This window comes from Anaeromassilibacillus sp. SJQ-1, assembly GCF_046693725.1.
In the GTDB taxonomy this organism is placed as follows: domain Bacteria; phylum Bacillota; class Clostridia; order Oscillospirales; family Acutalibacteraceae; genus Anaeromassilibacillus.
The window spans coordinates 36,853-49,925 of the sequence record NZ_JBKEIV010000022.1 but is presented as its reverse complement, the minus strand read 5'-3'; the positions used below and the strand labels follow the sequence as shown (position 1 = coordinate 49,925).

Genomic DNA, 13,073 nt, shown 5'->3' with positions numbered 1-13,073 from the left:
GACACGTTCCTTTTGAGATGGAAACAGGTCATGGCTTAACAAAAATGAGTCCATAAAAAAGTGTGTCTCAAGGCTACGAATTTTGAATTCATAGGAAAGGAACATCCTTTTTTCTGTCTGGAAATAACATCGAAGTCTCTAAAAAGCGAGGGTATCCCAAAAGTCATAAAATGACTGAAGGATACCCTCGTTCTGCAAGGATCCGTAGGATCTACAGTTATTTTGTTGGATGCATGGGCTCATTGGTGATGCGATAACAAAGCGTCATCAAGCTGTCGTTCAGATGGACGTTTTCCACAATCGCATCGGCATATTTCATGCTGATGTCATAGTGACTAAAATTCCAGAAACAGCGGATACCCAACGCATACAGCCGGTCACTCAAGGATTCCACCGCACTTCGGGGAACACAGAGCACTGCCATGGTTGGCTTTTCAAGGTTACAAAAGCGCTCCAATGTATCGATGTTGCGCACGGTGAGCCCATTGATGGTTTGACCGATCTTTGTATCGGAATTGTCAAAAATCCCCACCAGCGTAAATCCCTCCGTTTCGAAGGAAAGATGGGAAGCGATGGCCCGCCCCAGATTACCTGCACCGATTAGTACCGCTTTGTAGGCATGGGATAGACCCAGAATGTTTCCGATTTCTGTACAGAGCTGATCCACCATGTAGCCGTATCCCTGCTGCCCAAACCCACCAAAACAATTGAGATCCTGGCGGATTTGGGAGGCGGTAAGCCCCAGTTTGGCCGAAAGCTCCGTTGAGGAGATGCGTGTAACGCCTTTTTCTCCCAAAAGTTTGAGGAATCGGTAGTACCTGGGAAGCCGCCGGATGACGGACATGGAGATATTTTCCCGTTTTGGCATAATTGATTAGGTCCTTTCTATTCAGAAAAAGAAAGCCAGTTGAGATTCCGCCGTCCGTGCGGAGTGCTTACAGCATTGCCACAAGGCGCTTGTCAATCTCTCTCAGGAAGGTTTCCGTATCCACGGTCGTTTTATTCGGAAGATTGGAAAGGCTGGCGAGATCGCCGGTCATAACGCCCTCTTCAATGGTCTGAATCGAAGCGTGCTCCAACTTGTCCGCAAAGTCCATCAGAGCGGAATTGCCGTCGAGTTCGCCGCGTTTACGCAGCGCGCCTGTCCAGGCAAACAACGTCGCCATGGAGTTTGTGGAGGTTTTTTCTCCCTTTAAGTGCTTATAATAATGACGCTGTACGGTGCCGTGTGCCGCTTCATATTCGTATACGCCGTCCGGGGAAACCAATACACTGGTCATCATAGCCAGGCTACCGTAGGCGGTGGCGACCATATCGCTCATCACATCGCCATCGTAGTTTTTACACGCCCAGATATAACCGCCTTCAGAGCGGACCACGCGGGCAACGGCATCGTCGATCAAGGTATAGAAATACTCGATCCCTGCTGCATCGAATTTTTCCTTATATTCAGCGTCAAAGATCTCTTGGAAAATATCCTTGAACCGGTGATCGTACTGCTTGGAAATGGTATCCTTGGTTGCAAACCAGAGGTCCTTTTTGGCATCCAAAGCATAGTTAAAGCACGAGCGCGCGAAGCTGCTGATGCTCTTGTCCAGATTGTGGATTCCCTGGATGATACCGGGGGTCTGGAAATCATGGATGGTAGCGCGCGTTTCCTTTCCCTCGGAATCCGTGACAACAAGCTCGGCCTTGGCGCCGGCTGGCACCTGCATCTCTACATTGCGGTATACGTCGCCGTAAGCATGACGGGCGATGGTGATGGGTTTTGTCCATGTGGGGATGAATGGCGTAATGCCTTTTACCAAAATGGGAGTGCGGAAAACCGTACCGTCCAACATGGCGCGGATGGTTCCATTCGGGGATTTCCACATCTCCTTGAGGTTATACTCTTCGACGCGCGCCGCATTCGGAGTAATGGTAGCGCATTTGACAGCCACGCCGTACTTTTTGGTGGCGTTGGCGCTGTCCACAGTCACCTGGTCGTTGGTTTCATCGCGGTGTTTGAGGCCAAGATCGTAATATTCAGTTTTCAGATCAATATAGGGCGTGAGAAGAATATCCTTTATCATCTTCCAGATGATACGGGTCATCTCGTCGCCGTCCATCTCCACAAGCGGGGTGGTCATAGGAATCTTATTGGCCATGGGAAATCCCTCCATTACGTTCAATTTTATTTGGACTGCTCTCTTGTATAGTTCAGTAGGCCGCCAGCCAGGACCATCTCGCGCTGGCGCGCTGAGAGGACGGCCTCTGCTTCGAATTCAATCCCCTTCGTTACATCCTTCACAACGATCTTTGAATCATTGGCGATTGCTGTACGAATTTCCGGCAATTCCAGCTCATCCATCTGATCTACACGATCATAATCGGACTCATTCTTAAAGACCAATGGGAGTATTCCAGCATTGGCCAGGTTTGCGCAGTGGATACGCGCGAAACTTTTGGCCAGGACTGCCTTTACCCCCAGATACAGCGGCACAAGCGCCGCATGTTCACGGGAAGAGCCTTGTCCGTAGTTAGCGCCGCCGATAACGATGCCCTTGCCATATTCTTTGCAGCGTTCCGGGAACTCTTTATCGCATACAGCGAAGCAGAAATTGCTGAGGTACGGGATGTTGGAACGGTAGGGAAGGATCTTCGCGCCGGCCGGCATGATGTGATCGGTTGTAATATTGTCGCCAACCTTGAGCAGCGCTTTCGCCGCAATGGTTTCCGGCAGCGGGTCCGTGGTGGGAAATTCCTTGATGTTTGGTCCGCGCAGGATTTCGATTTGGTCCATCTCGCTCTCCGGAGCTGGCGCAACAACCATGTTGTCGTTGATAAGGAACTTCTCCGGCAGGGCAATCGGCACTTCATCCCCGAGAGTCTGCGGATTTGTGAACACACCGGTCAGTGCAGAAGCTGCAGCTGTCTCCGGGCTGACCAGATAGATTTGGCCATCCGCAGTACCGGAACGGCCTTCAAAGTTGCGGTTGAAGGTGCGCAGGGAGATCCCTTTGGAATTCGGGGACTGGCCCATACCGATACACGGACCGCAGGCGCATTCCAGAATACGGGCTCCTGCAGCGATCAGATCTGCCAGAGCGCCATTCTGCGCCAACATATTGTAAACCTGCTTGGAACCAGGGGCAATGGCCAGGCTTACATCCGGATGAACCGTCTTGCCTTTTAGGATGGAGGCGACACGCATCAAATCCAGATAGGAGGAGTTGGTGCAGGAACCGATGCAGACCTGGTCGACCTTGATGGCGCCGATCTCATCCACGGATTTTACATTGTCCGGGCTGTGGGGGCAGGCGGCCAACGGGACCAATTCGGACAGGTCAATGGAGATCTCTTCGTCATACACAGCATCCGGATCAGAAGAAAGCTCAATCCAATCCTCCTCGCGGCCCTGCGCCTTCAGGAAGGACCGGGTGATTTCGTCGGATGGGAAGATGGAGGTAGTGGCGCCCAGCTCTGCGCCCATGTTGGTGATGGTAGCACGTTCCGGTACGGACAGACTCTTGACACCCTCGCCGGAATATTCGACAATTTTTCCCACACCGCCCTTGACCGAGAGAATCTGCAAAACCTTCAAGATGACATCCTTCGCAGAAACCCAGGGGGAAAGTTTCCCTGTCAGGTTTACGCGCAACATCTTGGGCATGGTGATGTAATAGGGACCGCCGCCCATGGCGACTGCGACATCCAAGCCGCCTGCACCCATTGCCAACATCCCGATACCGCCGCCGGTTGGCGTATGACTGTCGGAACCGATCAGGGTCTTGCCCGGAATTCCGAAGCGCTCCAGATGCACCTGATGGCAAATACCGTTTCCTGGGCGAGAGAACCAGATGCCGTGCTTTTTGGCGATGCTTTGGATAAAGCGGTGGTCGTCGGCGTTTTCAAAGCCGGTTTGCAGGGTGTTGTGGTCGATATAAGCAACGCTCCGCTCTGTTTTGACGCGCGGAACGCCCATTGCCTCAAATTCGAGATAGGCCATGGTACCGGTCGCATCCTGTGTGAGGGTCTGATCGATTTTCAGGCCGATCTCGCTGCCGACTGTCATCTCGCCGCTCACAATATGGTTTTTAATGATCTTTTGCGCCAAAGTCAGTCCCATATGATTTTCCTCCATTTTTACTTTCGAAAGTTTTCGTGAATGATCCTGTCTAATTTATTATTCCTATTATCGTTCAATTTCCTAAGATTGTCAATATATTCACACAGATGGGGCCTTGTATCGGTTCTATGTTACCGGTTTATGCTCTGTGAAATTTTGGCGAGGCAGCAAGCTCTGCAGATCAGGATTTGGAAATCGGAACAACCCCTGGCTTGAAGGCCGTGTGGAATGATGTTATAATACAATTGAACTTGCCTATACCGCAATTTTCCCGCGTCCTTCGTGTATGAACTGCTGGATGGCCGGAACACTAAGCGGTAGGAGGTGGCAAGTATGGAAAAAACGTATTCGGCCATGCGTGCCGCGCGGTATGCTGTGGCGCAGCCCGCTGGCGTAAGAAATGATAGCGGAGAAAATAAAGACCGCAGTGAAGCGCGAGACGACGAAAAGCAACAGACCGATCAAATTGTGGATACCGGTTCGGTCATCACCGGAGATGGGCGGCATATGATTCATTGCTTGACGGTGATTGGCCAGATCGAGGGACATAATGTCTTGCCGTCGCAAAATAAGACCACAAAATATGAACATGTAATCCCGCAGCTTGTGGCCATCGAGGAAGAACCACGCATTGACGGTTTATTGATTATTCTAAATACCGTAGGCGGGGATGTGGAGGCCGGACTCGCAATTGCGGAACTGGTCGCTGGCATGAAAAAACCGACGGTTTCTTTGGTGTTGGGTGGAGGGCATTCCATCGGAGTGCCGTTGGCTGTAGCAGCAAAGCATTCCTTTATTGCACCGAGCGCAACCATGACAATCCATCCAGTGCGGATGAACGGATTGATGTTGGGGGTTCCACAGACCTTGGAATACTTCCAGAGGATGCAAGAGCGAATTACGCAATTTGTGACCGACAATTCGCATATTACCCCTCAGCGCTTTTATGAGCTGGCTATGAATACCGAGGAGCTGGTCATGGATGTGGGAACGGTCTTGGACGGGCCGGACGCGGTGAAAGAGGGCTTGATTGACTCCTTGGGGAGCCTGTCGGATGCGATCGATTGTTTATACAAGATGATTGACAAGGAGAAAAAGGCAGCAAAAAAGACCTCGAAGTCGACAAAAAAGACCGGCAAAAAGGCTTAGAATGATAGCCTCACCCCGTAGGCGGAAAATAAAGGCTTTTGAAGGCTGTAAGAATATTGAACGCACAGGCGGCTGGAAAACATGACAGGCTACCGTTAGGTAGATTGAACGAATGTAAAAAACGGTTCCCGCTATCCTAATGCCGTAGATGGAAAGATTTGGTGACCGTTTGCCGAACAGCCTTATAAAAATTTCCACACGGATTTGTGTATTTTGGCCGTTTGGTTTTTGAGGAACACAGGCGCGGTGTAAACCGCGCTTTACATATTTTACTTGAATAGACGGCGGATAGGCGCCGAAGTAATTGGGGGATAAAGTGGCTGGTAAATACGAAAAAAAGACGAGGACTACAAAAAAGAATACGCCTGCAAAGCGAAACAGCAACTCGCAGGCGCGGCGGCAGGCAGAAAAACAGCGTGCCGCTAATCGCCGAATGAGTGAAACAAAAACGACGAAAGCGGAACGGGAAGCGAAACGGGCGGAAGAAGCCAAGCAGCGCAATCAGATTTTAGCGATATTGCTTTTTGCCTTGTCCATTTTTATGGCCTGCTTGGTTTTGATCGAGGGAGACCATGTATGGCTTTGGTTACATAATCTGTTGATGGGCCTCTTTGGAACTTGTGCAATCCTTTGGCCTGTGCTGCTCTTGTATATTTCGATTGTTACAGCGTTTGAGCGGCGCAGTGGGAAGATGCGGGTGAAAATCGGCATCATGGTTGGAATCATCATCTTGGTGTGCGCTGCTTTCTACATATTTGGCGAGAGCGCACAGGAAGGGATGTCCTTTTTCCAGACGCTTGGAGGGCTCTATGGGAAGGGGATTGAACGTTCCGGGGCTGGGCTGGTAAGCGGCCTGCTGGGAATCCCGCTTGTGATGCTTTTAGGAACCGTTGGGGCGCGAATTGTGATTATCTTACTATTATTTGTGGCGGTGATGATTCTCACGGGCACAAGCTTGGTGCAACTTTTCCGTACGGTGGCAAAACCTGCAGAGGTGGTTGCCAACAACATTGGGGAAGCGCGTGAGCGCAGGCAGATGGAACGCCAGCATGACATGAATATCGACATCGCTCTTGATCCGGATGATCCCAACCACTTGCCAGCCCACCCGGTCAAGTCGGTCAAACCACAGCGGAATGAAAAGCTGGAAAAACTGGAGAAGGTTTTTCATACGCCGGACCCCGTGCTCGAAGGAGAAGACCGCCCGGAAGAGCCTGCCGAGGTATTCCGCAAGCCGATTGGCGTGCAGCCGACGGACTCTGTGGTACAGCCAGTGGAGGGAATCCCGGTACCGGAACCACTGACTCCGCTTATGCCGAAATCTATGGAGAAAAAGCAGTTACCAGAGGAGCAAGCGCCCGCCAAGGAGGTTCAACTCACGATGTTGGACGAACCGCCGGAGGACGGTGAGTATCATTTTCCGCCGGTTTCGATGTTGGAGACAACGAAAGCAGCCGACGAAAGCGAGATTGCCCATGAGTTGCAGACCAACGGCCGCATGTTGGTGGAAACGTTGAAGAGCTTTGGCGTACAGACGAAAATTCTGGATATCTCCCGTGGCCCGGCGGTGACACGCTATGAGCTACAACCTGCGGCGGGAGTAAAAATCAGCAAGATTACCAATCTTGCGGACGACATTGCCATGAACTTGGCCGCTTCCGGTGTGCGCATTGAAGCGCCCATCCCAGGAAAGGCAGCGGTGGGCATTGAGGTACCGAACAAAAAGGTCAGTGTGGTGCGTATGCGTGAGCTGATCGAATCGAATACCTTTGTCACCAGCAAGAGTCGTTTAACAGTGGTGTTGGGACGCGATATTGCGGGCGAAATCGCTACGGCCGACCTGGCGAAAATGCCACACCTGCTGATCGCCGGTTCTACGGGGTCCGGCAAGTCCGTGTGCATCAATTCGTTGATTGTCAGTCTTTTGTATAAATCGACACCGGATGAGGTGCGTTTTCTGATGATCGACCCAAAGGTGGTCGAGCTCGGTATTTACAATGGAATTCCACAGTTGTTGGTCCCTGTCGTGACCGATCCGCGTAAGGCCGCAGGCGCATTGAGCTGGGCGGTTACAGAAATGCTCAAACGCTATAAAATCTTTGCCGAAAACAATGTGCGGGATCTAGCGGCGTATAACCGCTTGGCCAGTTCCTGTGGGTATCAGGATGAGCAGGGGCAGCCGATGCAGCACATGCCGCAGATTGTGATTATTATCGATGAGTTGGCAGACCTGATGATGGCCGCCCCCAACGAAGTAGAGGATTCCATCTGCCGGTTGGCTCAGATGGCACGTGCCGCAGGTATGCATTTAGTGATCGCCACACAGCGCCCTTCGGTGGATGTTATCACAGGGATCATCAAGGCGAACATTCCCAGCCGAATCGCTTTTGCTGTCTCTTCACAGGTGGACTCCCGCACAATTCTCGATATGGGCGGCGCAGAAAAGCTTTTAGGGCGCGGCGATATGTTGTTTGCCCCGGTGGGTTCTCCGAAGCCCATTCGAATTCAGGGCTGTTTTGTCAGCGACAGCGAAATTGAAAGCATTGTAAACTTTGTTAAGAAATCGCAGGAACCCGGCTACGATGCAGGAATCGCAGAGGAAATTGAGAAGAATGCTGTGGCAGAAAAGGGGAGTGCTGGCAACGATACGGCGGATTCAGACCAGGACCCGATGATGCAGGAAGCAATCAAGTGTGTGGTGGAGGCAGGACAGGCTTCTACGTCTCTCTTGCAGCGCCGCCTGCGTTTGGGATACGCACGCGCGGGCAGATTGATCGACGAGATGGAACAGATGGGAATCGTCGGCCCACACGAGGGAAGTAAACCGCGCCAAGTGCTGATAACCTACCAGCAGTGGCTCGAAATGAATATGCGGGTTAGCGACGAGCAAAGCAATCCGACGAACGAATCGTAAGATGAATCCGGGCCGCTTCAAACAATGGGAAGCGGCCCGCCAATGTAAAAGGGAGCAAAAGGGAAGGAATATGGCTTTTTTACCAATTACAAACAAAGAAATGTTGGAACGTGGGTGGGATGCACCGGATTTTGTGTTGGTGACAGGTGACGCCTATGTGGATCACCCGACCTTTGGTACAGCGATCATTTCACGTCTGTTAGAGCACTATGGGTATCGGGTAGCGATTTTATCACAGCCGGATTGGCGAACGGATCGGGATTTTCAACGTTTTGGCAAGCCTAAATTGGCTTTTTTGGTGAATGCGGGAAATATTGATTCCATGGTGGCCCATTATACCGTGGCGCGAAATCGTCGGAAAACGGATGCTTATTCTCCGGGAAACCGGCCAGGGTTACGACCGGATCGGGCGGTCACGGTTTATTCGCGCAAGTGCAAGGCAATCTATCCGGATGTACCGGTCATTATCGGCGGCCTGGAGGCTTCCCTGCGGCGGTTTGCCCACTATGATTACTGGGAGGACAAGATTCATCCCTCGGTTCTGGTGGATTCCGGTGCGGATCTGATCTCCTACGGGATGGGCGAAAAGCAAGCGCTGGAGATTGCCCAGCGATTGTTGGAGGGAGTCCCGGTTTCCAGCATCACAGACGTTCGCGGTACCTGTTACCTGGTACCGACGCATGAGTACCGTCCGGGACCAGCCGTGGAATGTCCCAGCTATGAACAAGTCTGTGCGGACAAACGCGCTTATGCGCTCTCCTGCCGGAAACAACAGGATGAACAGGATGCGGTGCGTGGAAAGCGGGTTATTCAGCGCCACGGGAATCAAATTCTTGTACAGAATCCACCGATGATGCCTCTTTCCCAGAAAGAGCTCGATGAAATCTATGAACTGCCCTATGAACGAACATACCATCCTTGTTACGAATCCATGGGAGGAGTACCGGCGATTCAAGAGGTGGAATTTTCGATTACACACAACCGCGGATGTTTTGGGGCATGTAATTTTTGTTCCATCGCTTTCCATCAGGGACGCGCCGTTACAACGCGAAGCGAGGCGTCCGTTTTGCGGGAGGCCAAGATTCTGACCCCAAAACCCGCATTTTAAGGGGTATATCCACGACATAGGAGGACCGACCGCCAATTTCCGGGGACCGTCCTGTAAGAAGCAGGAAAAGGCTGGCCTTTGCCCGGGAAAAAAGTGTCTTGCTCCAAAGGCGTGCCCTGCATTGCAGGTTGACCATAGGGAATATCTTGAGCTATTGCGCAAGGTGCGTGCCCTGCCGGGCGTCAAAAAGGTATTTATCCGCTCGGGCATTCGATTCGACTATTTAATGGAGGACCCGGACGACACCTTCTTTCGGGAACTGGTACAATACCATGTCAGTGGACAGCTCAAGGTTGCTCCGGAACACTGTACAGCGCGTGTCTTGGATTGCATGGGAAAACCACATATTGAGACCTATCTGGCTTTTCAAAAGCGCTTTTTTAAACTGACCAAGGAGATCGGAAAGGAGCAGTACCTGGTTCCCTATCTGATGTCTTCGCACCCTGGAAGTACCCTCAAGGATGCGGTGGAGCTGGCGCTTTTTATCAAAAGGAATCATCTGCGTCCAGAGCAGGTGCAGGATTTTTATCCCACACCGGGGACTATTTCTACATGTATGTTTTATACGGGCCTGGACCCATACACGATGAAGGAAGTCTATGTTCCGCGAAGCAGTAAAGAAAAGGCAATGCAGCGGGCTTTGATGCAATATTTTATCCCCAAAAACAAACCGTTGGTGTTAGAAGCGCTGAAATTGGCGGGGCGCACCGACCTGATTGGACGCGGGGAAAATTGTTTGGTATGGGGCCCTGTTCCGGAAGTTCCCCATGGGAAGAAGCAGGAACCGAAATATGGAAAAAGGCCCCCGAAAAGGAAGTCTGGGTCCCGGCGTGGCGCGCACCGGTAAGGAGGGGGGCTTGTGCAGCAGAAACAGACGCTGTGGCGGCGATATATGCCTGTGCTGTTGTTTGTGCTCATCCTCGTAATCTTTTCCCTTCTTCCCTCCTCGCCCGCCGTATGGCGCGATGTACGCCGTGCCTGCGGTTTGGGAACATTTTCAGATGCGGCGGATCGTGCGCCGTTTGCTTTTCATGTATTGGATGTCGGGAAGGCGGACAGCCTACTTTTGGAGTGTGCAGGCGAGGCCATGCTGGTGGATGGAGGGACCCCGGATCAGGGCGCTGGGGTTGTACAATATCTGAAGCGAAGAGGAATTTGTTCTCTGCGCTACGTGGTAAACACGCACCCGGATGCGGATCACATTGGAGGCCTTCCGGAAGTCCTGAGGGCGTTTCCGGTGAAAACATATCTTTCACCGGAGCAATCTGCAGATACGGAGGAATACCGCCAAACGCAGCAGGCGTTGCAAGAATGTGCTATTCCGGTTCAGCATCCACAGGCGGGAAGTGTCTTTTTTCTTGGAGATGCGGAGATACAAATTGTAGCGCCGCTGTCCATTGCAGAGGATACAAACAATAATTCCTTGGTTCTACGGATTGTGTACGGTGATACAGCCTTTTTGCTAATGGGCGACGCCGAGCTGGAAGAGGAGGCGTCCATCTTGGCGAGTGGTGTACAATTACAGGCGAATGTGCTCAAAGTGGGGCATCATGGAAGCGATACTTCTACGGGAAAGGCTTTGTTAGATGCCGTTCAGCCCGAATATGCAGCGATTTCGACTGCTTGGGATACCAGCCGCCTTCCGCGGGAGTCGGTGCTTCGCCGCTTACAAAGTATCGGTGCATCCTCCTTCCGTACAGACGTATGTGGGACACTGTTGTTTTTGAGTGATGGAAAAGCGGTTTGGGCTATGACGGAGAAAGAGTCTTGCGCTTGAACGGGCTTTCGTGTATGATGAGAAGAATAGAAACAAGGGAGGAATCCATTATGCGCATTTTGGTGATCGACCGTTTTGAAGGCGCCTATGCAATCTGTGAAGACAAAGATCAAAAGTTTTTTGCAATTGAGACCGGGGAGCTTCCTGCCGGAGCGGTGGAAGGTTCCGTTTTGGAGATCGACGAAGAGGGTACAATCCACATCAATGAAGAGAAGACGGCAGCGCGCCGGTCAAAGATTAAAAAGCTACAGGACAAGCTTTGGAAAGAATAAAATAGCCTAAAATATGCCTACGGATAAAAAGTCAATGTATTTTTCAAAAGAAGTATATGAAAAGGGGATACTCTATATCCGGCCGAATAGACCGTGATAGGGAGTGTCCCCCTTATTTATGCTTTTGCGAATAGAATGTAAGCAGAAGCTTTTGCAGATCGGTAGCCAGGAAGTGGCTGAACCGCTGCTTTGATCGAGAAAAACTGTTATTCATATCATCGGTGGATGCATGAAATGGTCCTATTTTTATCGTAGACGATGCAATCGCCACTTTAAAATATTGTGCAAGTTAGATATGTGAATAAAGTTGACTTTGGAGAATATTCCCAATTTAGGATTGTTTTACAGAGCGGGCTGTGCTATGATTTTTGTATCACTTTGAGAAAGAAGGCGGATTTGTGCACAAATGGACGGATTTCCCTTCGCTATTGTGGTTGCTCATTCGGAGCAGTCCGATTTGGCTTCTGTGTATGTTCCTTTGTGCTTGTGCGGCATATGGGTTTTCGGCTTATGTACTGACGCCTTCCTATACGTCATCTGCTACCTTGTATATATACAATTCACAGGATACAGCCCGCGAATTGAATGCTGGCAATGTGGATACTTCCCGAAAACTGGTGGATACCTGTGCGGTGATTCTGCAAAGCGACCGGACCTTGGAACAGGTTTTGCGCCGGACAGGAGGCAAACAATCGTTGGAAGAGTTGCGTGGAATGCTCACTTTGGATTCAGTGGACCATACGGAAATTTTACGGATTTCGGTTACCTCTAAAGATCCGCAGCAGGCTGCTCTCCTGTGCAATACACTCGTGGCTTGTGCACCGTCGGAAATTCTGCGGGTACTCCAAGCGGGCAATGTCAAGGTGGTCGATTCCGCATCTGTGCCGGAGAAACCCACTTCCCCGGACCTTGCAGTCAACACCATATTAGGGGGCCTGCTGGGACTGGGGTGCTCTATTACGGCCATTCTGGTATGGAAGGCATTGGATGGACATATCCGAACCGCAAAGGATTTGGAAGAGTGCGGAGCACCTGTGCTTGCAGAAATCCCTCTTCCGGCTTGCTTGGGGGAGGTGACCATATGGTACGGGGTAGAAAACCAAAGCACTTTGAACAAGCGCCGCATTTGCTGACACAGTTCAGCCCGATCGAGCAATGGGAAGCCTATCGGACGCTATATGCGCGTCTGCTCGTTTCGCGCGGTTTGGAGGAACGCTGCTCGGTTGTGGTTTCCGGAGTGCCGTCTGCGTTTTTGCATGCGGTGGTCTGTACGAATTTGGCGATTGTGGCTTCCCGATCTGTACCGGTTCTCCTGGTGGATGCATGTCTGAAAAATCCACAGCTGCACTCCCTTTTACAGATCTCAAATGGTTGCGGTCTGTCGGAGGTCCTTCGGGGACAGAGAAAATGGGAGGATTGTGTCCAAAGAGAAGTCCTTCCCGGACTAAATATCCTGTCTGCCGGATCGTGGTCCAAAGATGCGGCAGCTTACCTTCACACGGAACAGATGGAGGGATTGCTGCAAGAGGCGTGCCAATCCCATGCCCTTGTCCTGGTAGATACCCCGCCGGTTTGTGATTCACCGGACGCCCTTCTAGTAGGACGGTATACGTCGGGAGTGTTGCTAGTTGTATGGAAAAATGTTGCAAAATGTGCAGATATTCAGCAAACTGTTTCAAGATTGAACGATGCATGCATCCCCATTTTAGGGAGCGTATTGGTATCCAAAACCAGGCGATAAAGGG

Annotated in this window: 9 protein-coding genes and 1 pseudogene; 7 read left to right on the top strand and 3 right to left on the bottom strand. The window is 51.3% G+C overall.

Going from position 1 to position 13,073, the window contains the following annotated elements:
* Positions 1-217: 217 nt before the first annotated feature.
* The 3 genes from ACGCCZ_RS06115 to ACGCCZ_RS06105 all read right to left on the bottom strand — a co-directional run bounded on the left by ACGCCZ_RS06115 (position 218) and on the right by ACGCCZ_RS06105 (position 4,108).
* Positions 218-868, bottom strand: a complete 651-nt coding sequence (locus ACGCCZ_RS06115; RefSeq protein WP_054324758.1) for a redox-sensing transcriptional repressor Rex — start codon at positions 866-868, stop codon at positions 218-220.
* 67 nt (positions 869-935) lie between these two features.
* Positions 936-2,147, bottom strand: a complete 1,212-nt coding sequence (locus ACGCCZ_RS06110; RefSeq protein WP_054324759.1) for an NADP-dependent isocitrate dehydrogenase — start codon at positions 2,145-2,147, stop codon at positions 936-938.
* A 26-nt stretch (positions 2,148-2,173) separates the two neighbouring features.
* Complete coding sequence (locus ACGCCZ_RS06105) at positions 2,174-4,108, bottom strand: aconitate hydratase (protein ID WP_085533361.1); 1,935 nt, start codon at positions 4,106-4,108, stop codon at positions 2,174-2,176.
* Positions 4,109-4,441: 333 nt separating this feature from the next.
* On the opposite strand from ACGCCZ_RS06105, the gene ACGCCZ_RS06100 reads away from it, so the two are divergent.
* The 7 genes and pseudogenes from ACGCCZ_RS06100 (at position 4,442) to ACGCCZ_RS06070 (ending at position 13,069) form a co-directional block, all read left to right on the top strand.
* On the top strand, positions 4,442-5,257 hold the full coding sequence (locus tag ACGCCZ_RS06100) for a ClpP family protease (protein ID WP_305764611.1): 816 nt from the start codon (positions 4,442-4,444) through the stop codon (positions 5,255-5,257).
* Positions 5,258-5,690: 433 nt separating this feature from the next.
* Positions 5,691-8,171 (top strand): FtsK/SpoIIIE family DNA translocase, encoded by a 2,481-nt coding sequence (locus tag ACGCCZ_RS06095; RefSeq protein ID WP_082402284.1) that lies wholly within the window; start codon positions 5,691-5,693, stop codon positions 8,169-8,171.
* 70 nt (positions 8,172-8,241) lie between these two features.
* Positions 8,242-10,126 (top strand): annotated as a pseudogene (locus ACGCCZ_RS06090) (YgiQ family radical SAM protein).
* 12 nt (positions 10,127-10,138) lie between these two features.
* On the top strand, positions 10,139-11,056 hold the full coding sequence (locus tag ACGCCZ_RS06085; RefSeq protein WP_054324762.1) for a ComEC/Rec2 family competence protein: 918 nt from the start codon (positions 10,139-10,141) through the stop codon (positions 11,054-11,056).
* A 14-nt stretch (positions 11,057-11,070) separates the two neighbouring features.
* A complete protein-coding gene (locus tag ACGCCZ_RS06080) occupies positions 11,071-11,328 on the top strand; it encodes a DUF3006 domain-containing protein (RefSeq protein ID WP_411655566.1) in 258 nt (85 codons plus the stop codon).
* A gap of 398 nt (positions 11,329-11,726) precedes the next feature.
* A complete protein-coding gene (locus ACGCCZ_RS06075; RefSeq protein ID WP_054324764.1) occupies positions 11,727-12,461 on the top strand; it encodes a YveK family protein in 735 nt (244 codons plus the stop codon).
* A complete protein-coding gene (locus ACGCCZ_RS06070) occupies positions 12,410-13,069 on the top strand; it encodes a CpsD/CapB family tyrosine-protein kinase (protein ID WP_054324765.1) in 660 nt (219 codons plus the stop codon). Before ACGCCZ_RS06075 ends, ACGCCZ_RS06070 begins: the two co-directional genes overlap by 52 nt.
* The last annotated feature ends 4 nt before the right edge of the window (positions 13,070-13,073 follow it).